The sequence below is a fragment of the Roseobacter sp. FCG-D35 genome (assembly GCF_033436665.1).
Taxonomy (GTDB): domain Bacteria; phylum Pseudomonadota; class Alphaproteobacteria; order Rhodobacterales; family Rhodobacteraceae; genus JAWQFO01.
Genome location: NZ_JAWQFO010000004.1, coordinates 26,415 through 47,717, shown reverse-complemented (window position 1 = coordinate 47,717; position 21,303 = coordinate 26,415). Strand labels below are relative to the sequence as shown.

At 67.9% G+C, this 21,303-nt stretch carries 16 protein-coding genes; 6 read left to right on the top strand and 10 right to left on the bottom strand.

Annotated elements, in window-relative coordinates; all coding sequences use genetic code 11:
* The first annotated feature begins 95 nt into the window (after positions 1-95).
* Entirely contained in the window at positions 96-1,601 is a 1,506-nt protein-coding gene (locus tag R5H30_RS11090; protein ID WP_318328372.1) for a GumC family protein, read from the top strand.
* Positions 1,598-2,905, top strand: coding sequence for an O-antigen ligase family protein (locus tag R5H30_RS11085; protein ID WP_318328371.1), 1,308 nt, complete (start codon positions 1,598-1,600; stop codon positions 2,903-2,905). Before R5H30_RS11090 ends, R5H30_RS11085 begins: the two co-directional genes overlap by 4 nt.
* 13 nt (positions 2,906-2,918) lie before the next feature.
* Here R5H30_RS11085 and R5H30_RS11080 read toward each other — a convergent pair whose 3' ends face one another.
* From R5H30_RS11080 to R5H30_RS11040, 9 genes are all read right to left on the bottom strand, one after another.
* A complete protein-coding gene (locus R5H30_RS11080) occupies positions 2,919-3,410 on the bottom strand; it encodes a MarR family winged helix-turn-helix transcriptional regulator (RefSeq protein ID WP_318328369.1) in 492 nt (163 codons plus the stop codon).
* A complete protein-coding gene (locus tag R5H30_RS11075) occupies positions 3,391-4,092 on the bottom strand; it encodes an ABC transporter ATP-binding protein (RefSeq protein ID WP_318328368.1) in 702 nt (233 codons plus the stop codon). The genes R5H30_RS11080 and R5H30_RS11075 overlap by 20 nt, the downstream gene beginning before the upstream one ends.
* Entirely contained in the window at positions 4,085-4,855 is a 771-nt protein-coding gene (locus R5H30_RS11070; protein ID WP_318328367.1) for an ABC transporter ATP-binding protein, read from the bottom strand. The genes R5H30_RS11075 and R5H30_RS11070 overlap by 8 nt, the downstream gene beginning before the upstream one ends.
* 1 nt (position 4,856) lies before the next feature.
* A complete protein-coding gene (locus R5H30_RS11065) occupies positions 4,857-6,716 on the bottom strand; it encodes an ABC transporter permease (protein ID WP_318328366.1) in 1,860 nt (619 codons plus the stop codon).
* 68 nt (positions 6,717-6,784) lie between these two features.
* Positions 6,785-7,984 carry an ABC transporter substrate-binding protein gene (locus tag R5H30_RS11060; protein WP_318328365.1) on the bottom strand — a complete coding sequence of 400 codons (1,200 nt, stop codon included), beginning with the start codon at positions 7,982-7,984 and terminating at the stop codon, positions 6,785-6,787.
* Positions 7,985-8,046: 62 nt separating this feature from the next.
* Positions 8,047-9,120 carry an aromatic ring-hydroxylating dioxygenase subunit alpha gene (locus tag R5H30_RS11055; RefSeq protein ID WP_318328364.1) on the bottom strand — a complete coding sequence of 358 codons (1,074 nt, stop codon included), beginning with the start codon at positions 9,118-9,120 and terminating at the stop codon, positions 8,047-8,049.
* A 61-nt stretch (positions 9,121-9,181) separates the two neighbouring features.
* On the bottom strand, positions 9,182-9,766 hold the full coding sequence (locus tag R5H30_RS11050) for an amino acid synthesis family protein (RefSeq protein WP_318328363.1): 585 nt from the start codon (positions 9,764-9,766) through the stop codon (positions 9,182-9,184).
* Positions 9,759-10,625: a UPF0280 family protein gene (locus R5H30_RS11045; RefSeq protein ID WP_318328362.1), complete on the bottom strand. Its 867-nt coding sequence runs from the start codon at positions 10,623-10,625 to the stop codon at positions 9,759-9,761. The genes R5H30_RS11050 and R5H30_RS11045 overlap by 8 nt, the downstream gene beginning before the upstream one ends.
* Positions 10,622-12,070: a 6-hydroxynicotinate reductase gene (locus R5H30_RS11040; protein ID WP_318328783.1), complete on the bottom strand. Its 1,449-nt coding sequence runs from the start codon at positions 12,068-12,070 to the stop codon at positions 10,622-10,624. Before R5H30_RS11040 ends, R5H30_RS11045 begins: the two co-directional genes overlap by 4 nt.
* A 353-nt stretch (positions 12,071-12,423) precedes the next feature.
* On the opposite strand from R5H30_RS11040, the gene R5H30_RS11035 reads away from it, so the two are divergent.
* The 4 genes from R5H30_RS11035 to R5H30_RS11020 are packed head-to-tail and all read left to right on the top strand — an operon-like array spanning position 12,424 to position 19,745.
* Positions 12,424-13,260, top strand: coding sequence for an FAD binding domain-containing protein (locus R5H30_RS11035; protein ID WP_318328361.1), 837 nt, complete (start codon positions 12,424-12,426; stop codon positions 13,258-13,260).
* A complete protein-coding gene (locus R5H30_RS11030) occupies positions 13,250-15,976 on the top strand; it encodes a molybdopterin-dependent oxidoreductase (RefSeq protein ID WP_318328360.1) in 2,727 nt (908 codons plus the stop codon). The genes R5H30_RS11035 and R5H30_RS11030 overlap by 11 nt, the downstream gene beginning before the upstream one ends.
* Positions 15,973-18,033, top strand: a complete 2,061-nt coding sequence (locus R5H30_RS11025) for a hydantoinase/oxoprolinase family protein (RefSeq protein ID WP_318328359.1) — start codon at positions 15,973-15,975, stop codon at positions 18,031-18,033. The genes R5H30_RS11030 and R5H30_RS11025 overlap by 4 nt, the downstream gene beginning before the upstream one ends.
* Positions 18,030-19,745, top strand: a complete 1,716-nt coding sequence (locus tag R5H30_RS11020) for a hydantoinase B/oxoprolinase family protein (protein ID WP_318328357.1) — start codon at positions 18,030-18,032, stop codon at positions 19,743-19,745. The genes R5H30_RS11025 and R5H30_RS11020 overlap by 4 nt, the downstream gene beginning before the upstream one ends.
* A 9-nt stretch (positions 19,746-19,754) precedes the next feature.
* Here the strand turns inward: R5H30_RS11020 and R5H30_RS11015 are convergent, their stop codons facing one another.
* The gene (locus tag R5H30_RS11015) at positions 19,755-21,302 is read right to left on the bottom strand and encodes an adenylate/guanylate cyclase domain-containing protein (protein WP_318328356.1); all 1,548 of its coding nucleotides are present in this window, start codon (positions 21,300-21,302) and stop codon (positions 19,755-19,757) included.
* Position 21,303: the final 1 nt, after the last annotated feature.

Below are 21,303 nucleotides of genomic sequence, written 5' to 3'. Positions count from 1 at the left end.
AGGTGGTCTATACGCCGGGGCGCCGGTCCTGTCCTGCCGCCCGCGGGTTTCGCCCGTGCGCAAACGGTATGTTTCCGGGGACAGGAGATTTAACCATGACTCACAGCGCTCAGAACGACCGCCCCCGAGCCCTTTCGCGCCTGCGTGTGCCCGCACTGATGCGGCTGCGTCTGCGCGAGCTTTCCATCAGCCGCATCATGCGTGGCGGCCGCTCGAACGACCTTGGCCGCCTGCCGCGCTACGCGGGCTTTTTCGCCATCGGGGCAGTCTGCATCTGGACGCCGATCACCACCTATCTCAAGACGGCGCCGCTGCGCTACACCAGCGAGCTGTCGCTGATCCTGCCCGGCTCCGGGGCCTCGGCCTCGGTCAATCTCGACAGCATCGGGCAGGCCTCGTCCTATGCCAACTCGCCCTACGCCAGCAGTTCGGTTAGCCCGACGGAAACCTACAAACGCCTGCTCGGCGCGGGGCGCATTGTCGATGCCGCCGCGGGATCGATGGACATGATAGCCGAGGATTTCGGCTCCGCCCGGATCCAGCTTGTCGACCAGACGGGTCTCATTCACATCTCGATGGTCGGCAACTCGCCCGAGGACGCGCAGGCGCGCGCCGCAGCCCTGCTGACGGCCTTTTTCACCGAGATCGAGGCGCTGCGCACCGACGAGGTTACCCTGCGCGAGGACAGCGGGCGTTCGGCGATCGAGGAATACCGCCAGTCGGTGCTGGCCACGCGCGAGGAAATCTCGCGCCTGCAGCGCGAAACCGGCCTGATCTCGGCCGAGCAGTACCGCATGCTGGTCTCCGAAACCGACGCGCTGGCCGAGAAGGTGCGCGATCTCGCCGCCACGCTCGACGAGAAGACCGAGGCCGTGCAGGCGCTGGAACGCGCCCTCGATACCGATGCGCGCCTTGCCGCCGCGGCGCTGCGTCTGCATGCCGACACCGAGTTCACGGCGCTGACAGAAGAGATGTCGATCCAGGCCGCAGAGCTGTCCCAGGCCCGCGGCAAATACGGCGAACGTCACCCGGAGGTGCGTGCGGCGACGGCCGGACACGAAGCTGCCCGCCGGCAGGCCTTTGCCCGGGCCACGCAGATTACCGGCCTGAACATCGCTCAGCTCGAGGCGCTCGACCTCAGCCATGTCGGCGGTCGCGCCGATCTTCTGAGCGATCTCGTCACGCTCGAGGCCGAACGCTCGGGCCTCGCGGCCGAGCATGCCAGCATGTCGGCCCGTCTCGCCACCGCCGAGGCGCGTCGCATCGACCTGATCGAGCCCGCGGCCCGTCTAGAGGATCTTCAGCGCGACTTTTCGGTTTCCGAGGCGGTCTTCGCCTCTGCGATGGCGCGGTCGCAGACCTCGAAGGTCGACCTTTATGCCTCCTACCCGCTGGTGCAGGTGCTCGAGGATCCGTCGCTGCCGACCGAACCCTCCTCACCCCGGCGCAAGCTGGCGATCGCCGCGGGCGGAGCCGCGACGTTCTTCCTGTGCATGGGCCTTCTGCTCGGCTGGCTGCGCCGTCCGCTGCTGAACAAGCTGATCCCGGAAGCCGGTTCCAAGACCGCGGCAGCACCGGCTAGCCTGGTGGCTGCGGAATGATCCCGCGACAGGACATCGCGCCGGCCAACCCGGCCGAGCGCATGGTGCTCACCACGCTGCGCTGGACCTGGCCCTTCTACTTCGTCGGCGCGATTTACGTCGTCGGGCCGGTGCTGGGCTGGCTGCTGGCGGGGCTGGCGGCACTGTCGCTCTACTTCGCGCCAGTGATCCGCGCCGATCTGCGCCCGCGCGGACCCGTGCCCGACCTCGTCTGGGTCTGGTTCCTGGGCATGTTCGTGATGCTGGTGGCGCTCTGGATCGGGCATCTCGACTGGGGTTACGACGCCAAGCAGATCATCAAGTCCTCGATCGGCTGGGCCAAGGGCTGGGCGCTCATGGCGCTGTTCCCGCTGGCCGGCGCCGTGCTGCCGATCCGGCGCGAGGTGCTGGTGCGCGGGCAGTGCATCATCGGCCTGTGGACGCTGATCCTGTTGCCTGTGCTTTTTGCCGCGCCCTATGTCGGCCTGCCGGAAAAGATCTTCACCTCGCCGCTCAAGGCGGTGGGCGGTCCGGGGCCCGAGTACTTTTCGGTCTACTTCTTCACTTACGATCCATCGAGCTGGACGCCGCGCTGGCAGTTCTACGCGCCCTGGTCGCCCTTCGCCGCGTTGCTTGGCGTTTTGCAGGTCTGTTTTGCGCTCGAGGATCGCAACATCCGCTGGCGCAGCATCGGAATCGCAGCCGGCGTCGCGATGATTCTGCTGTCGAAATCGCGCATGGGTCTTGTCGGGCTTGTTGCCTGCACCATCGGTCCGCGCCTGCTGCCGCTGATCCTGCGCGGCTGGATGTGGCAGGTGCTGGCAGCATTCAGCGCCTCTCTTGCGGTGATCGGAACCTACCTGGTTCAGGCGCTCAAAGACGGGGTCGCCGCATTCAAGGGCGCGCGCGCCGACAGTACCCGGGTGCGCGAGACCCTGCAGCGCATCGCCGGCGAACGCTGGTACAACGACGCGTTCTGGTTCGGCCACGGCCGGGTGCAGCCCGGTCCGCATCTCGTGGAATACATGCCCATCGGCAGTCACCACACCTGGTGGGGCCTGCTGTTCGTCAAGGGGGTGGTCGGGTTCCTGGCCCTTCTGGTGCCCCTGGTCTGGCAGACGGTGATGGCGCTGGTCGACGCCACGCGTTCGCCGCGCGGCCGTTTGCCGCTGAGCGTCGTGATGGTGCTGGTGCTTCTGTCCTTCGGAGAGAATATCGAGATCGAGGCCTACATGATGTGGCCGGGCCTGATCGTACTGGGAATCCACGCCGCCGAATTGCGGGCCGACAAATACGGTGCGCAGTCGCTTCCTGCCGCCGCGTGACGCCGCATCGCGCTCAGAGGATCTTTTTCAGCAGCCGCAGCAGGGTCTCGCGCTCGCGCTCGCGCAAAGGGGCCAGCGTTTCGGCGCTGACCCGTGCCGCCGCCGCTTCGGCCGAGGCGATCAATGCTGATCCGTCCGCGGTGAGCGAAACCAGGTGCCGCCTGCGGTCCTGCGCGTCGCGCTCGGTCTTGACCAGTCCACGTGCGATCAGACGGTCGACGACACCTTTGGTGGTCGCCCCGTCCATCGCAACGGAGCGACCCAGCCGGTTCTGCGACATCGCGCCTTCGCGGGCGAGGCGATGCATGACCGAGAATTGCGTGGGCGTCAGGGGGCCAGGCACCTGTTCGGCGAAGATCAGCGAGTTGCGCTGATAGGCCCGTCGCAAGAGATAGCCGATCTGCGCGTCGAGATCGTAGGACCCGGGGCCGCGGACAGGCACACCGGTGTCGTCCTCGCGACCTGCGCGCGTTTCCGGCTCCGGATCAGACCGAGAGATAGGCATCGCGGATCTCCGGCTGCTGGCTCAACGCCTCGAAACTGCCGTCGAACTTCTTTTGCCCGCCCTCGATGATGATCGCGCGGTCCGCGACGGCGCGGGCGAAATGCAGATTCTGTTCCGACAGCAGCACGGTCAGGCCCTGCGACTTCAGCGCGCGGATGGTTTCGGCCATCTGCTCGACGATGACCGGGGCGATCCCCTCGGACGGCTCGTCCAGCAGCAGGAGTTCGGGGTTTCCCATCAACGTGCGCGCGATGGTCAGCATCTGCTGTTCGCCGCCAGAGAGATGCTTGCCCCGGTTGGTCCGGCGCTCCGCGAGATTCGGAAAGATCGCAAAAAGCTGGTCGACGGTCCAGGTCGGCGCGCCGGGCCGCTCGGGCTGTCGTCCGACTTCAAGGTTCTCGGTCACCGTCAGGTCCGAAAAGATGCGCCGATCTTCCGGCACGTAGCCGAGCCCGTGCTTGGCGACCCGGTAGGGTGGCAGTCCGACGAGGTCATGGCCCCGGAAGACCACCGACCCGCGGCGCGGCACAACAAGCTGCATGATCGACTTCAGCGTCGTGGTCTTGCCCGCACCGTTGCGCCCCAGCAGGGCCACCACCTCGCCCTCGGCGATGTCGAACCCGAGGTCGTCGAGGATATGCGCCTTGCTGTAGTAGCTGTGAACCCCCGCGACGCTAAGCATCGGCGGCCTCCGCGAAGAGGGTCCCGCCGCCAAGATAGACTTCCTGCACCTGCGGATCGTTGCGCACTGTCTCGGCATCGCCATCCGCGATCAGCTCGCCCCGGTTCAGTACCATGATGTGATGCGCGTGGGTAAAGACGACATCCATGTCATGCTCGGTGAACAGCACCGACACGCCCTGGTCGCGCACGATGTCGGCGGTCAGCTGCATCAGCGCGATGCGCGCCGAGGGGGCCATCCCTGCGGTGGGTTCGTCCATCAGCAAAAGGCGCGGTCGGTGGCACAGGGCGATTGCAAGCTCCAGGCGCTTCAGGTCGCCGTAGGCCAGCACCGAGCACGGCCGGTCGGCCTGGTCGGCCAGCGACACGGTCTTGAGAAACTCCATCGCCTCGTCACGGTAGAGCGTCCAGGCCCGCGGCAGGATCGCGTAGATACGACGGTGATGGCTCATCAGTGCCATCTGGACGTTCTCGATTACGGTCATCGACTGGTAGGTCCCGGTGATCTGGAACGTGCGCCCGACGCCGCGCCGCCAGATATCGCGGGGCCTCTGTCCGGTGATGGTCTCGCCATCGAGCCGGACCTCACCCGTGGTCGGGCGGATCTGTCCCATGAGCATGTTGAAGCAGGTCGACTTGCCGGCGCCGTTCGGACCGATCAGCGCCTTCAGTTCGCCCTTAGCGACCGAAAAGGAAATGCCGTTCACGGCCAGAAAACCGTCGTAGGATTTGCTCAGGTTGCGGACGTCGAGGATCGCGCTCATCTCACGCCTCCGTTTCTTCGTCGCGTGCGCGCAGACGCGCCCAGAGCGTACGGAGCGAGCCGACGATACCCTCGGGGGCGACGATCACCACGGCGATGATCACGAGGCCGAGGATCAGGCGCCAGTGCTCCGCGCGGGTCAGCCAGTCTTCGGCGGCGGTCAGGAAGGTGGCCCCGACGACCCCGCCGGCAAGCGTTTTCACGCCCCCCAGGAACACCGCGATCAGTGCGTCGAAGCTGGCCGAGATTTCCAGCTCGGTGGGAAACACCGAGCCTTTGGAGAACACGAAGATGCCGCCCGCGAGCCCTGCCATGATGCCGGCGAGGGTGAAGGCGAGGTGCTGTACGCGCTTGACGTCGATGCCGGTGGCCTCGGCCTGGCGGGGGCTGTCGCGGCCGGCGCGCAGGGCGTAGCCGAAGGGCGCGTGAATGACGTGGCGCAGGAACACGATTCCCGAGACCCCGAGCACGAGGGTGAAATAGTAGTAGGGCACCGTCCCGTTCAGCCAGTCGGCGGGCCAGATGTTGACCAAACCGTCGTCACCCCGCGTGACCGCGCGCCACTGGAAGGCAAGCGACCAGACAAGCTGGCTGAAAGCGAGGGTCAGCATGGCGAAATAGACGCCGGTGAGGCGGATGCAGAACCAGCCGATTGCCAGCGCCAGAAGGCCTGCGGCGAGCGGGGCGAAGAGAAAGGCGATCTCCATCGGCGTGCCGGCATGGAACACCAGCAGCGCCGCGGCATAGGCGCCGCCGCCGAAGAACGCGGCATGCCCGAAGCTGACCAGCCCGCCGGTGCCGAGCATGAAGTGTAGCGAGGCGGCAAAGAGCGCGAAGACGATGACATCAATCAGCAGGATCAGCACGAATCGGTCTGCGAACATCGGCAGTGCGGCGAGCAGGGCGAGAAGCAGGCCGACGGCGAGGCGCGCCTTGGCCCCGTAAGGCCGGATCGGCTGCTCCGGCTGGCCGACCTGGCCATGCTCGCCCGCGACCTCCTCGCGCCCGAGAATGCCCCAGGGCCGGATCACCAGAACGATGGCCATCACGACGAACATCAGTACCAGTGTCGAGGAGGGCAGGTAGGTCACACCGAAGACACCCAGCACCGAGATCAGCACCGCGGCGATGAAGGCGCCGGGCAGGCTGCCCATGCCGCCGATCACGACCACGACGAAGACCGGACCGAGGATGTTGAAATCCATCAGCAGATCGGCCCCGCCTTTCGGCAGCTGCAACGCGCCACCGAGCCCGGCGAGCGCCGAGCCCAGCGCGAAGACGCCGGTGAAGAGCCAGGCCTGGTTGACACCGAGCGCGCCAACCATCTCGCGGTCCTGGGTCGCGGCGCGCACCAGCACGCCAAGCCGGGTGCGCTGGATCAGGTACCAGAGCGCGAAGAGGATCACCGGCGTGATCGCGATCAGCACGATATCGTACTTGGGAACCGGCTCGCCGAAGATGCGCCAGACGCCGCGCAATCCGGGCGCGCGGGGTCCAAGCCGGTCCTCGGCCCCGAAGATCATCAGCGCGAGGTCCTGGATCACCAGGATGACGCCGAAGGTGGCGACCAGCTGGAAAAGCTCGGGCGCCTTGTAGATCGGGCGCAGCACCAGCATTTCGACAATCGCTCCGATCAGGCCGATGGCAAGCCCGGTCAGCAGGATCGCGCCCCAGAAGCCGACATGACCGGGCAGAAGCTCCATCAGGGTGATGCCGACGAAGGCGCCGAGCATGTAGAACGACCCATGCGCGAAATTGACGATCCGGGTGACGCCGAAGATCAGCGACAGGCCGGACGCGACCAGGAACAGCGCGGCCGCATTGGCGAGCCCGGTCAGGAACTGCGCGAAAAGAAAGGCCATGTCGGGGGTCTGTCGCTCCTGTCAGGGCGCGGTCGGGGCCCGGCCGAAGTCGACCGGGCCCACGCCGATCACTCCGCCGGGCGCTTGGCGGCGATTTCCTCGTCGCTGGGCATGTAGGCGTCCGGGGACTTGTACTCCCAGTCGACCATCACGCCCTTGCCGTCTTCCAGCGCAATGGTGCCGACATAGGCGCCCATGTTCGACTGGTTGTCGATCTCGCGGAAGTTCAGCTCGCCGATCGGGGTGCCCGGGATTGAGAGGCCCTCGAAGGCTTCGCGGATCGCCTCGGTCTCGGTCGAGCCGGCCTTCTCGATGGCCCCCGCGATGGACATGGCGGTGAGGTAGCCCACCAGCGAGCCGATCTTGGGCGTCTCGCCGGTCGCTTCCTGGTAGGCATCGACAAAGACCTTGCCCTCGCCCTCAATCGCGTACCAGGGGTAGCCTGTCACGTACCAGCCCTCGGGGGCTTCCTCGCCCAGCGGTTCGAGGTATTCCGGCTCGCCGGTCAGCAGCCCGTAGACCTGCCGACCGTCGAAGAGCCCGCGGTCGGTGCCGTCGCGCACGAACTTGGCGAGATCGGTGCCGAAGGTGACGTTGTAGATCGCGTCGGGTTTGGCGCGCTCAAGTGCCTGCACCTCGGCCCCGGCGTCGATCTTGAAGAGGCCCGGCCACTGCTCGGCGACGAATTCGACCTCGGGCTTGAGCTTCTGAAGGTTGGCCTTGAAGGCCGCGACCGCGTCCTGCCCGTATGCGTAATTCGGCGCAATGGTGGCGTAGCGCACGGCGTCGGTCTTGGCGGCCTCCTCGGCCAGCATCGCCGCCTGCACCCAGGTCGAGGCGCGCAGACGGTAGGTGTAGGGGTTGCCGCTCTCCCAGACCAAGGTGTCGGCCAGCGGCTCGGCGGCGAGGTAGACATAACCCTTCTCGGCGGCGAAGGAGCTGAGCGCGAGGCCGACATGCGACAGGATCGAACCGGTCAGCATCACCGCGCCGTCGCGGGTCATCAACTCTTCGGCGATCTTCACCGCCTCGGCCGGATCGCCCTGGTCGTCGCGGTAGATGAATTCGAGCGGCTTGCCGAGCACGCCACCCGCACCGTTGATCTCTTCCAGTGCCAGCTCGATCCCCTTCTTGTAGGGCTCGGCGAAGGCGGCCATGCGCTTGTAATGATTGATCTCGCCGATCACGATCGTGTCCTGCGCCTTGGCGGCGGGCGCGAGGGCCAGTGCGGCCGCGGCCGCGAGAAGGGTGCGTCTGGTAAAGCTCATGTGGCTCGGTCTCCTGTTGGTCGGCCGCGCGGGCGCGGCGGTGTCTTCCGGTCTGGCGCCGGTCAGTCGTGGTAGACGTAGGCGGGCGATGGGTCGGCGGCCACGTCCTCGGTGCGTTCCAGTTCGATCAGTTCGCTAATGCGCTTGCGATAGACCATGGGACCCTTGTCGATGGCAATGCGGATCGGGCGGCGCTTCTGCGGGCGAAGTTCCTCGCGCTGCACGGCTTCGAGGATCTCCTTGTCCTCGGCGAAGGCGGTGCGCAGCAGCGTATCCATGCGCGCGGCGGCGCTGTCGTCGTCGATGGCGGTATTGCGGATGTGCATCCAGCGGTCGATGGTCTCGGTCGCGCTGACCGGCGTCATAAAGTGCAGCGCGAAGATGCGCACGCCCCTGTCGCGGTGCTCCTCGGCGCATTTCTTCTCGGTCTCGATCGAGCCGAAGTCGATGACCGCCGTACAGGGCGTGTGCAGGTAGTAGTAGTGCCAGCGGTCGACGTTGCCAGTGAACCCGCCGAAGGCCTTGAAGAACCCGACCGGTTCGGAATCCCGGATCCAGCGCCAGGCGACGATGACCTCGCCGTCGGTGCGCACATGGACCGGCACGTTCTCGGAGGCTGCGTTGCCCAGCGTGGTGGGATGCACGAAACTCACATGCGCAGGATCGACCAAGTTCTCGGCCACGTTGAGGTAGTTCGATTCCAGGTGGAGCGCGTCGCCCTGGTGCGCGGCCCAGCCGGGATCCGTGAACTGCGGCATGTCGAAGATCTTCGCGGCATCGGCCTTCGCCGGGTCGCCCATCCAGATCCAAACGATGTTGTGGCGTTCCTCCGTCGGGTAGGCGGTGACGCTGGCCGAGGCCGGCAGGTTGGTCTGGCCGGGAACGCGGACGCACTGGCCGGTGCTGCCGTCGAAGGTAAGGCCATGATAGCCGCATTGCACCGTGTCGCCGATGCGCTTGCCCTTGGACAGCGGCAGCAGGCGGTGCGGGCAACGATCCTCGAGTGCCGCGACGCTGCCGTCGGACTTGCGGAACAGCACCACATGCTCGCCGAGGATGGTGAATCGCCGCAGGCTGTCGTCGATCTCGCGCGACCATCCGGCGACGTACCAGGCATTGCGGACGAAGATGGTCATCGGTCCTCTCCCTTTGCTCGGGGGCAGGTGTCGCCGCAGCCCCTTGGCGGCGCGGACAGGCTCACCGCAGCCCGTCCTCTCCCCTGACGTCTTCTGCCGCCAGCCCGCCGACGCGGGCGTGGATGCGTGACCCGGTGGTCATGACAAGCGCCAGCACGATCTCGCCGGGTTTCGGCGCGTCCGGAATGCCAACCTCCATCGCGTCGAAATGCGACCGGACGTAGGAAGCGTTGGTGTGGGTGATCGGCACGTCGAGCCGTGTGCCGGCGACGCCGACCTTCTTGGCCGAGGGCACGATGGCCTTGCTGGCCGCGATCTTGTCGCGCATCGCGTAGCCGCCCGGCACATGCCAGAGCGCGCCATGCTCGAGCTCGCCGTCGATGCCGACGATCGCCCCCTTTCCGTAGCTCTCGACAACCGAGGCGTCGCCCCCGAGCGCGTCGATGAGATCCTGCGCCATCTGCGCGCCGAGCGGCTTGAGATCTTCCATGAAGCCCGTGATGTCCTCGTGGTAGGCGCCCGCGAAGGGATTGGCGATCACCGTCAGCGCGGCGGCACGGCGCACCGGGATGTCCGGTTTCGGCCCGCCTTCGTGGTGGATGGTTTCGACCGTGATCGCGGACTTGCGGATCTGTGGCTCAGGCATGGGCAGGCTCCGGCAGCGTGATGGTGTTTCCGACAATGCACCGCTGGCTTTGCAAGGCAAGGCAGGCGGCGTGAATGAGTCCGCGCGCATGGTAGTCCCGGGCGAGAGCAAGCCCCCGGTCCAGCGCCCGGCGCGTTTCGCTGCGGTCGAGCGGTCCCACGGCGACTGTCACGCGACGGTTCCCAAGGTCGCTGTCCGGCGCGAGGTCGCGTGCGGGCCGGCGTGCGATCGCAAGATGGCCGGGCAGGTCGACGGCGTTGGCGATCAGCGTCGCTGCCGCGTCTGCGGTTGCGGCGTCTTTGGCCAGCACGGTGACTGCGTCGGCAATCCCGAGCGAGAAAGAGCGTCCGCGCCAGCCGCTGGTGGCGACCCCGCCGATGCCCGCCGATGCGGCGATCTCGGCGCGCGCGCCGGAGATGCGGCGCGCCGGGTCATCGCAAACGGCCAGCCGCAGCGCGCCGTCCCGCTGCCATACCGCGATATCGCCACCGTTGTTGAGATGCGCGGAACGCAACCCGTGCGGGCCGGTCAGCGCCGCGCCAAGCAGGTGATCGGCGACCGCCCCTGCGACAGCGGCCATCGGGGTCACGAAGGCGGGGGCGAAGGCCGCGGTCGCCCGGCACATCCGCCGTGCCAGCGGTCCCTCCGGATCGGGACCGTCCGTCGCGCGCAGACGGGGCAATTCGGCGGCGAGCCGCGCCAGCACAGGCGCGAAGGCGGTCTCGATCCGCGATCTGGCGGCGGCGACAGCGCTGCGCGGCCCGTCGAGAGAGGCGACGACGTCGATCGGCCCGTGCGTCAGCCGGAAGCGCCCGCCGGACAGGTCGTGGACCTGTGCGGTTTCGCTCCAACCGCTCATTCCGCCACCTTCGGTTTTTCCGAACGCGCTACCATCGCGGACCACGGCCCGTCCGACTTCGCCTTTTCCGCGCGCCGCCCCGAGAGGCGATGATCGCTTTGCCGCCCGGTCACGCCCTTCAGCGCCTCCTTCAGCGGCATGACGTAATCCATGTGGCCGCCGAGCGCCGCATAGTCGCTGGCGGGCATCGTGAACTCGATCGGGGCCACCAGCGCCGGGGTCGGCACATATCCGAAAGCGTTTTTGGGCATCTGCGTGACGTCGGCCATGAAGGTGATGCCGCCGCCCGGCCACATCATCACCGGCGCGCCACCGCAGGTCACGCGGGTCAGGCGCGACTGCACCGAGCGCGTCAGGCTGACGGGGTTCTCGGTCACGCCCGAGCGCAGCGAACCACCCGCACCGGCCATGAACAGCACCGAGGCGAGCGCAGGCTCGCAATTCTCCTCGATCCGGGCCACGGAGGGCCGCAAGCGCTCCGGCATCTCTTTCTCGACGGGGTTCAGGTTCTCATCGAGTTCGTAATAGGCCGCGTTCTCGCCGGTGGTCGAAACCATCAGCAGGTTGAGGCCCGGCCAGGCCTCCTTCGGCTTCCACGTGTCGAGGATCGCCAGAGGGTCGCTCAGGTCCGTTCCGCCCCAACCGGTTCCGGGTTCTGCGACCTGGAAGTAGCGCCCTGGCGTGGAACGGCGGCCCTTGATCCGGATACCCGTGGGTTTCCAGCCGATCACCTTTCCGGCCTGGTGCTCGGACATGACGCCGGTGATGTGGTCGTCGACCACGACCACCTCGTCCACGAGCCCCTGCCACTGCGCCGCGAACATGCCGACCGTGGCCGATCCGCAGCCGACGCGCATACGCTCCTCGCGCTGGCCGTTCACGACGGGCGCCGAGCCCGCGCATATCTCGAGGTCTGCGCCACCGTCGATGGTCAGCGCCACCGCCTCGCCGTTGCACAGCGCCAGCAGCGCCGCGCAGGTGGCGCGGCCTTCCTTCTTCGAGCCGCCGGTCAGGTGGTTCACCCCGCCCAGAGACAGCATCTGCGAGCCGTACTCGGACGTCGTGACATGGCCCACCACCTCGCCTTCGGAGCGTACCCAGGCGCATTCCGAACCGAGGTGCCTGTCGGTGTCGATCTTCACCTTGGCGCCGCAGTAGGAAAAGATCCCCTCGGTGACGACGGTGATCATGTCCGCACCGTGGATTTCCGCGGCCACGATGAAGGGCGCGGGTTTGTAGTCGGGGTAGGTCGTGCCCGAGCCGAGGGCGGTGACGAACTGGCCTTCGCCCGACACCAGCTCGCCATCCCATTCGCGGTCGAGGAAGGGCACCACCGGCGCATCGCCATTCTCGAGAATGGTCAGCGGGTCGAGCCGGACAAGCTCTCCGCCCTCATTGGCATAGCGGTCGCAGGCCCCGGCGCGGCCTTCGGCGATGTAGCACATGACCGGGCATGCATCGCAGCGGATCTTGGCGGGCGCGTCGGCCTTGTGCCGCGTCTCGGGCGCGCCGCTCACGCTTCGGCCCTCGACCGACGCGACACAGCAGGTGCTGCGGCAGTGATCCTGCCGTCGTTCCCGATCTCGCTGGCACCTTCAGGGGTCATGGACGCTCCATGCTGCATCGCCGGACGCGCCAACTCTGCACCATTCTTGTTCGTATACAAACAAGAATCGGTCCCCTTCTCGGGATCCGTCCGGCCCGGCGCGAATGGAATTGACAAGAATCGGGCGGCGTCCCTACGCTGAGCTGAAAATGTTTGCACACAAATGAAACGCGACTCCGGGAGCCCGACCGCGTGACGCTCTACCAGCCCGAATCCCTCGATGCGGCCCTGGCGCTTCTGGCGCGGGGCGCAGGGCCGGTTCTGGCAGGCGGAACGGACCTCTACCCGGGCCTGCGAGACGCGCCCGCGCCGGCGCGGATGGTCGACATCACCCGGATTGCGGGGCTGCGCGGGATCATATGCGAGGACGCTGTCTGGAACATCGGCGCTGCCACCACCTGGTCGGATCTCCTGCGCGCCGACCTGCCGCCGCTTTTCGACGGTCTCAAGGCGGCAGCGCGCGAGGTGGGGGCCGTGCAGGTGCAGAACGCGGGCACGCTCGCCGGCAACCTGTGCAATGCCTCGCCGGCCGCAGACGGCGTGCCGGCGCTGCAGGCGCTGGAGGCCGAGGTGGCGATCTCCGGGCCGCAGGGTCGGCGCGTTCTGGCGCTCGACGCGTTCATCTCCGGGCCGCGCCGGACAGCCCTCGCACCCGGTGAACTGGTCACGGGCATCCGTGTGCCCGACCGGCCCGGGCGCGGCAGTTTCGTCAAGCTCGGCGCGCGGCGCTATCTGGTGATTTCGATTGTCATGGTCGGGGCCTACGTGGAGATGCGCGAAGGCCGTGTTCTTCATGCGGCTGTTTCCGTCGGCGCCTGCGCCCCCGTCGCCCGGCGCTTGCCCGAACTCGAGGCGGCGCTGATCGGGCAGAGCCCCGACGCAGTCGAGCGGCTGGTACAAGATGCGCCGCTCGACGGTTTCGCGCCGATCGACGACATCCGCGCAACGTCCGCCTACCGCATGGACGCGGTCCGCACTCTGGTCGCTCAGGCGCTGTCGAAGTCGATGGAGGCTGGCGATGTCGCTTGATGGTGTGCCGCCGGCGCTGTCCTTCACCCTGAACGGCGCGGCGGTTGCCCTGCAGGTCTCGGCCACGGCCCGGCTCTCGGAGGTGCTGCGCGAGGCCGCCGGCGCGCGCGACGTCAAGGTGGGCTGCAACGCCGGGGACTGCGGGGCCTGCACCGTGCTTCTGGACGGCACAGCGGTCTGCGCCTGCATGGTCGCGGCGGGGCAGGCGCAGGGCCGCAGCGTCGAAACCCAGTCCGGTCTTGTCGCACACGATCCCGTGGCCGCGCAGCTCGCCGCTGCTTTCCAGCGTCACCAGGCCGCACAATGCGGTATCTGTACGCCAGGCATGATGGTCTCGGCCGTCGCGCACCTGCGGGCGGGCGGCGCGTTGACCGAAGAGGCGGTCTCGGACGCGTTGGGTGGCGTGCTTTGCCGCTGCACCGGCTACCGCAAAATCATTGCCGCGGTCCTTGACGTCGAGGGGGAGGCGGAGGCGCCGCGGGACGGTTGCATCGGCGCGCGGCTTCCGCGTGTCGACGGCTGGCCCAAGGTCTCTGGTTGCGAGGCTTTCGGAGACGATGTGGCGCCCGCCGATGCGCTGTTCTGCCGGGTCATCCGCGCGCCGTTCCACCGCGCGCGCTTCGACTTTGGCGACCTCGACGGGTTACGGCGCGAGAACGGACTGGACCTGATCCTTACCGCGCAAGACGTGCCGGGCAGCAACATCTTCGGCGTGATCCCCGGGTTCGAGGACCAGCCCGTCTTCGCGGTCTCCGAGACTCGGTTCCGCGGCGAGGCCGTCTCCGCCGTTGTCGGCAGCGCCGCGGCTCTGGCCGGCATGGGCGCGTTCCCGGTGCAGTGGACCGAATTGCCCGCGGCGCTGACGCCCGATGCGGCGGTGCAGGCCGAACCGCTCCACGGCGCGCGCGCGGGAAACCTGATGTGTACCGGGTTCGTCGCGCGCGGAGACGCTGCAGCCGGCTTGGCGGAGGCGGCGCACAGGGTATCGGGGCGCTTCACCACCGGCTTCATTGAACACGCCTATGTCGAACCGGAGGCCGCCGTCGCGCGCCGCGTCGGCGACCGGATCGAGATCGCCTGCTGCACCCAGGCGCCCTACATGACCCGCGACGGTATCGCCGGGATTCTCGGGATCGACCCGGGTCGGGTGCGGATCCTGCCGACGGCGACGGGCGGCGGGTTCGGCTCCAAGCTCGACCTCAGCGTGCAGCCTTTCGTGGCGCTGGCGGCCTGGCATCTCGACCGGCCCGTGCGCATGGCCTACACGCGCGCCGAGTCGATGGCGAGTTCGACCAAGCGGCATCCGGCGGCCATCGAGATGGAGGTCGGCGCCGATGCCGAAGGCCATATCGTCGCGGCGCGCGTCTCGGGCGATTTCAACACCGGCGCCTATGCCAGCTGGGGTCCGACGGTCGCGACCAGGGTCCCGATCCATGCCAGCGGGCCTTACCGGACGCCGCATTACGAGGCGAAAAGCGCCGGCATCCATACGCACACCGTACCCGCCGGGGCCTTTCGCGGCTTCGGGGTACCGCAAGCCGCCGTCGCGCAGGAGCAGCTTTACGACATGCTGGCCGGGAAACTCGGTATTGACGCGCTCGACTTCCGCCGCCGCAACTGCCTGACAAACGGTGACGCGACGGTCACCGGGCAGGTCTTCGACACCGGCATGGGCATCGCGGATTGCTTAGATGCGCTAAAGCCCGCATGGGCGCGCGCGCAAAGCGAGGCCGCAGAGTTCAATTCGACGCCGGGCCGGCTGCGGCGCGGGGTGGGGATCGCCGGAGGCTGGTACGGCTGCGGCAATACCTCGATGTCAAACCCTTCGACCATCCGGGCGGGGATCACCGGCGACGGCAGGCTGGTGCTGCACCAGGGTGCGGTCGATATCGGGCAGGGATCGAACACGGTCATCACGCAGATATTCGCGGAGGCCATGGGCGTCGCGGTGGCGGACGTTCATCTCGTCGGTGCCGATACCGATCTGACCCCGGATGCCGGCAAGACCTCGGCCAGCCGCCAGACCTTCATCACCGGCAATGCTGCAAGGCTCTGCGGCGAGGCCCTGCGCGCGCAGGTGCTGCGGCTCGGTAATGCGTCCGAAAATGCGAGCATTCGCTTTTGTCCTGGTGGCGTCGAGATCGTCGAGGACGGGCGCAATCATCGGGTCGAACTCGGAGCGGGCGACAGCGATTATGCGCTGGAGGCCGTCGAGACCTACGACCCGCCGACGCTGGCGCTCGACGAGAACGGGCAGGGCGCCCCCTATGCCGTCTTCGGCACGGCCGCGCAGATCGCCGAGGTCGAGGTCGACACGGCGCTCGGCACCGTGCGTGTGCTGAGCATCGTCGCGGCGCATGACGTCGGACGTGCGATAAACCCGTTGCTGATCGAAGGCCAGATCGAAGGCGGCGTCGCGCAGGGCATCGGGATGGCGCTGATGGAGGAATTCGTGCCGGGCCGGACCGAGAACCTGCATGACTACCTGATCCCCACTTTCGGAGACATTCCACCCGTGACCTCGATCATCGTCGAAAGCGGCGACGCCCATGGCCCCTACGGTGCCAAGGGGCTGGGCGAACACTGCCTGATCCCGACCGCCCCGGCGATCCTCAATGCGATCGCGAACGCCTGCGGCGTGCGCATCTACGATCTTCCGGCAACACCCGACAAGGTGCGCGCGGCGATTCTGGCCAGTGCCGAGGCGCGCGCATGACGACCGAAACCGGCCTGCGCGGCAGCGTCGCAGGCATCGACGTCGGCGGCACCTTTACCGATCTTGCGCATTTCGACAGCCGCAGCGGCACCGTCCGGCTCGCCAAGGTGCCGACGACGCCGCAGAACCAGGCCGAAGGCGTGCTGGCGGCGCTCGACGCGGCCGAGGTCGATGCCGCAGCGCTCGATCTCATCGTGCACGGGACAACGACGACGACCAACGCGGTTCTGGAACGGCGTCTGTGCAAGACCGGGCTCGTCACCACAATGGGGTTCCGAGACGTGCTCGAACTCGGCCGGCGCACGCGGCCGCAGGCCTACGGCATGCACGGGCACTTCCGCCCGATCATCCCGCGCGACCTGCGGCTCGAAATCCCCGAGCGCATGCTGGCGGATGGCGCGGTCCACACGCCGCTGGACGAAGACGCCCTGTACGCGGCGCTGCGCCGGTTGGCGGCAGAGAACTGCGAGGCGCTGGTCATCCATTTTCTGCATGCCTATGCCAACCCCGCGCACGAGTTGCGCGCCGGGGAGATCGCGGCCGAGGAATGGCCGAACGGCAATGTGACGCTGGGCCACGCGCTGCTTTCGGAAAGCCGCGAATTCGAACGTGGCGTGACGGCGGCGGTCAACGCGTCGGTGCAGCCGCTTCTGAGGCGCTACGTCGAGCGGTTGGCGGACCGGCTCTCCGAGCGCGGCTACGACCGCGATCTTCTGGTCATGAACGGAAACGGCGGCATGGTCTCGGCCCGAACCGTGTCGCGCGAGGCGGCCAAGACGGTGATGTCCGGGCCTGCGTCCGGCGTCATGGCAGCGGCCTACACCGGGCGACGGGCGGGGCTGCCGGACCTTCTGACCTACGACATGGGCGGAACCTCGACCGACGTGGCGATGATCCGCGGCGCGAATCCGGCGGTCAGTCACGAGATCGAGATCGAATACGCCATGCCGATCCACGTGCCGATGGTCGATGTGCGCACCGTGGGCGCGGGCGGCGGGTCCATCGCGCGGGTCACCGCCGCCGGGCTGCTTCAGGTCGGACCCGAAAGTGCGGGCTCGGTTCCCGGCCCGATCTGCTATGGGCGCGGGGGTACGGAGCCCACGATCTCGGATGCGAACATGCTGCTGGGGCGGATGGACCCCGGTAAGCTGTCCGGTGCGGAGGCCGTGTCGCTCGGACAGCTCGCGGCGGTCTTCGAGAGCAAGCTCGGCGGCCCGCTCGGGCTCGACGCGACCGAGGCGGCGGCGGCAGTGCTGAAGGTGGCGAATGCCCGGATGGCCGATGCCGTGCGCATGGTGTCGATCTCGCTCGGCGAGGACCCGCGCGACTTCGCGCTCTTTGCCTTCGGCGGGGCCGGTCCGCTGCATGCCTGCGCGATCGCGCGCGAGCTTGGCGTGCCGCGCGTGCTGGTGCCTGCGCGTCCGGGCATCACCAATGCGCTGGGCTGCATCGTCGCCGATCTGCGGCATGATTTCGTGACGACCGTGAACGCACCGCTCGATGCGTGCGACATGGACCTGGTGCACCGCCACTTCGCGACCCAGGTCGAGGAGGGCCGCGCCGCCATCGCGCGCGAACGTGTCGAGATCGCGGAGGTGCGGGTGCTGCACTCGGCGGACATGCAATTCATCGGCCAGACCCACCTTTTGCGCGTCGCGCTTCCGGGTCCCGAGCCGACGCGGGCGGACTTGCAGGCCCTGTTCGAAGACGCCTATTTCCGTCGCTTCCAGGTCGCGTTGCCCGAAATCCGCCCGGCGCTGGTGAACGTCAACACCTCGGTCATCGGGCGGCGGCCCGATCTCGACCTGTCCACACTGATCGACGTCTCGGGCCGGCGCGACACCTTGCCAGAGGCGCAGACCGGGGAGCGACGGGTCTGGTTCGAGGGCTGGCGCGACACGCCGGTCTACTGGCGCGATTTCCTGCCCGCCGCGGCGATGATGGAAGGTCCGGCCATCGTCGAACAGATGGACTGCACGCTGGTACTGGAACCGGGCGACGTGGCCACGCAGGACGCGGACGGCAACCTCGTCGTGACCGTGGGGAGTGCCGCGTGACGCTCGACCCGATCACCTTGACGGTCATCCAGTCGGCCCTGCAGCAGGTCTGCGACGAGATGGACCTTTCGTTCTCGCGCGCCGCCTTCTCGCCGGTGATCGCAGAGGCCAACGACCGGTCCGACGGCATCTATGCCGCCGATGACGGCAGCCTGATCGCTCAGGGCAGCCAGGGCCTGCCGGTTTTCGTCGGGACGATGCAGTATTCCACGCGGACGCTGATCGAGATGATCGCCGACGGGCGCGCCGCGGCGCCGAAGCCGGGCGACATCTACATCGTCAACGATCCCTACCTTGGCGGGACGCACCTGATGGACGTGCGCTTTGCCATGCCCTTTTACCGGAACGGCGAGATCTTTTGCTGGCTGTCGAACACCGGGCACTGGCCCGATACCGGCGGCGCGGTGCCGGGCGGGTTTTCCGCCTCCGCCACGGCGGTCGAGCAGGAGGGGCTGCGCCTGCCGCCGGTGCGCCTGTTCAAGCAAGGCACGCTCGATCCGGAGATCTACGCGATCATCTGTTCCAATATCCGTGTCGCCGACCAGCGTATCGGCGACGTCAAGGCGCAGGCGGCGGCGCTTTATGTCGGGCAAAGCCGGCTGACGCGGCTTCTGGACCGCTACGGCGACGACACTGTGCGCGACGCCATTGCCGAGTTGCGCCGCCGCGCGGCCGACCAGATGCGCGCCAACATCGCGCTGATCGCGCCGGGCACCTATCGCTCCGTCGCGTGGATCGACAGCGACGGGGTGGTGAACGAGCCGCTGAAAATCAGCCTGGCCGTGACCGCGGACGGGGAGAGCCTGACCTTCGATTTCGCAGGCTCAAGCCCGCCGTGCGCGGGTCCGATGAACAGCGTGCTGGCAACGACGCATTCCGCCGTCTACCTCGCCGTGCGCCACATCTTCCCCGACGTTCCGATCAGCGCCGGGGCGTTCGAGCCGCTGCGAATCCTGCGGCCCGAGGGCACGTTTCTCGACGCGCATTACCCGCGCCCGGTGTCCGGCTGCGCGGCCGAGGTCAGCCAGCGCATCGCCGAGGCGGTTTTTGCCGCATTGGTCGCGCCGCTGCCCGACCGCGTCACGGCGGCACCGGCCGGTTCATCGGGCAATTTCGCGCTTGGCGGGTCGGTCCCGGAAGAAGGACGCAGCTACGTGATGTACCAGATCTCGGGCGGCGGCTACGGCGGTTTTGCCGGGGGCGACGGAATCTCGAATGGATGCTCGACCATCGGCATCTCCAAGGCGCCGCCGGTCGAGATCATGGAGCAGCAGTTCCCCGTGCTCTACCACCGCTACGCGCTGCGCGAAGGCTCGGGCGGGGCGGGGTGCCATCGCGGCGGGTTCGGGCTCGACTACGAGGTCGAGTTGCGCAAGGGCACGGCGCTGGCGAGCTTCGTCATGGACCACGGGCGGTTCGGCCCGCAGGGCGTACTGGGCGGCGGTGACGGCGCGGTCAACGAGGTCACCGTGACCCGCGGCGGCGAGAGCGTCACCCCGGAGCATCTGTCGAAGGCGCAGGACATCGCGCTGTCGGCCGGCGACCGGGTCCGGGTCAGGACGCCCGGCGGCGGCGGCTATGGAGATCCGGCCGAGCGGGACCGGGCGCTGGTGGCGGAAGACGTGCGACTGGGGCGGTACACGCCGGACGAGGCGGACCGGCTGTTCGGGACGGGCGGTGACGACGCGGAGGACGCAAAAACAGGCGGCTGAGCGCCGAGGTCAGGCGATCAGGAAGGTCTCGATCCGACCGACCCCCTTGATCGCGGTCTGTTGCCGCGTGCTTTGCGGGGTCGCCGACAGGGCCTCGATGGTTGCGGTGGAGGTATGGATCCGCCCGGCTTCGCCCGAGGCCTCTAGACGGCTGGCAAGGTTCACCGTCTCACCCCAGACATCGTAGACGAACCGCTTGCGCCCGATGAGCCCGGCGATCACTGGGCCGGAACTGACCCCAACCCGGATCCTCAGGGGTTCGGACGCGCCGAAGATCTCGGACTGCAAGCCAAGCAGGGCACGCCCGAAGGCGATGGCGCGATCGGCATGGTCCTCACGGGCCTCCGGCACACCGACCACCGCCATGTAGGCATCCCCGATGGTCTTGATCTTCTCGACCCCGTGTCGGTCCGCCAGTTCGTCGATTTGCGAAAACAGCGCGTGCAGATGCCCCACCAGTGTCGTCGGATCGGTCCGTGCCACCAGCGGGGTGAAATCGACGATATCGGCAAAGATGATCGAGGCCGCCTCGAAGCGGTCGGCGATGACGGTCTCGCCACGGCCGACCCGTTCGATGATCGTTGCGGGCAGCATCGACAAAAGCAGACCATCGGCACGGGACTTCTCGTAGGCGATCTTCTCGACGAAGCGACGCTCGCGCTCGCGCCATCGCACGGTCTCGAGGCAGCTTTCGACGCGCGCATGCAGCAGGACCGGATCGACCGGCTTGGGCAGGTAGTCCGCCGCGCCGGCCTTGATGCATTTCACGATCGCCTGCACGTCCTTGAGCCCCGACACCATCACCACGGCCATCTCGCGCCAGAGCGGGTTCGACTTCAGCGTCGCCAGAAGCTCGATCCCGTTCATGTCGGGCATCAGGATGTCGACAAGTGCCAATTCGTAATTGCTGGCCTTCAAGAGCTTCAGCGCCTCGCGTGCAGAGGCCGCGGTGGTCACCGAATGACCCCGGGTCGTCAGGTGCCGCCGCAGCAATTCGCGGTTGGCCTCGACGTCGTCGATGACAAGGATGCGCCCGCTGATCCCCGGACCGGCGGCAACCTCGTCGGACAGGGTACGCGCCAGCGCCTCGGCAATGCCTGCGTCGGCAGCGTCGGCGGCAAGCGCCTCGGCACTGCCGCGCGAGAACCCGACCAGACCGTCGATCTGTTCAAGCACATGGCCGCAGGCCGTGACGACGGTCTCTATGTCGCTGCGCACCGTGGCGTCGATGGCGTCGCCCTGTTCTTCGAGGATCAGTTCGGAATAGCCCAGGATCGCGTTGACCGGCGTGCGCAGGTCGTGACGCAGCGTGGCATCCTCGAGGTCCGAGGGGTCGAGATCCGCTTCCGGATCGACGAGGCGCGCGATCTTGTCGTTGAGCGCGCGCGCCGCCTTCAGCACGACCTCGGCGTCCTCGAGCGCGTCGCCGGCCTCCGAGGCCCCGAGCGTGTCGACGATCAGAGCCTGGTAGCCGAGGATCGTTTCCGCGGGCCCGGCAAGACGCTGGGCGATCCGGGCGGCAAGCGCCTCGCGGCTGATCCTGTCGGCCTCGCTCATG

What these genes read in the sequence shown, in the direction of transcription:
- R5H30_RS11075 (WP_318328368.1), bottom strand. Translation starts at nt 4,092, where the DNA reads ATGCTTAGCGTCGCGGGGGTTCACAGCTACTACAGCAAGGCGCATATC.
- R5H30_RS11090 (WP_318328372.1), top strand. Translation starts at nt 96, where the DNA reads ATGACTCACAGCGCTCAGAACGACCGCCCCCGAGCCCTTTCGCGCCTG.
- R5H30_RS11025 (WP_318328359.1), top strand. Translation starts at nt 15,973, where the DNA reads ATGACGACCGAAACCGGCCTGCGCGGCAGCGTCGCAGGCATCGACGTC.
- R5H30_RS11070 (WP_318328367.1), bottom strand. Translation starts at nt 4,855, where the DNA reads ATGAGCGCGATCCTCGACGTCCGCAACCTGAGCAAATCCTACGACGGT.
- R5H30_RS11060 (WP_318328365.1), bottom strand. Translation starts at nt 7,984, where the DNA reads ATGAGCTTTACCAGACGCACCCTTCTCGCGGCCGCGGCCGCACTGGCC.
- R5H30_RS11030 (WP_318328360.1), top strand. Translation starts at nt 13,250, where the DNA reads ATGTCGCTTGATGGTGTGCCGCCGGCGCTGTCCTTCACCCTGAACGGC.
- R5H30_RS11050 (WP_318328363.1), bottom strand. Translation starts at nt 9,766, where the DNA reads ATGCCTGAGCCACAGATCCGCAAGTCCGCGATCACGGTCGAAACCATC.
- R5H30_RS11015 (WP_318328356.1), bottom strand. Translation starts at nt 21,302, where the DNA reads ATGAGCGAGGCCGACAGGATCAGCCGCGAGGCGCTTGCCGCCCGGATC.
- R5H30_RS11055 (WP_318328364.1), bottom strand. Translation starts at nt 9,120, where the DNA reads ATGACCATCTTCGTCCGCAATGCCTGGTACGTCGCCGGATGGTCGCGC.
- R5H30_RS11080 (WP_318328369.1), bottom strand. Translation starts at nt 3,410, where the DNA reads ATGCCTATCTCTCGGTCTGATCCGGAGCCGGAAACGCGCGCAGGTCGC.
- R5H30_RS11045 (WP_318328362.1), bottom strand. Translation starts at nt 10,625, where the DNA reads ATGAGCGGTTGGAGCGAAACCGCACAGGTCCACGACCTGTCCGGCGGG.
- R5H30_RS11085 (WP_318328371.1), top strand. Translation starts at nt 1,598, where the DNA reads ATGATCCCGCGACAGGACATCGCGCCGGCCAACCCGGCCGAGCGCATG.
- R5H30_RS11065 (WP_318328366.1), bottom strand. Translation starts at nt 6,716, where the DNA reads ATGGCCTTTCTTTTCGCGCAGTTCCTGACCGGGCTCGCCAATGCGGCC.
- R5H30_RS11040 (WP_318328783.1), bottom strand. Translation starts at nt 12,070, where the DNA reads ATGTGCTACATCGCCGAAGGCCGCGCCGGGGCCTGCGACCGCTATGCC.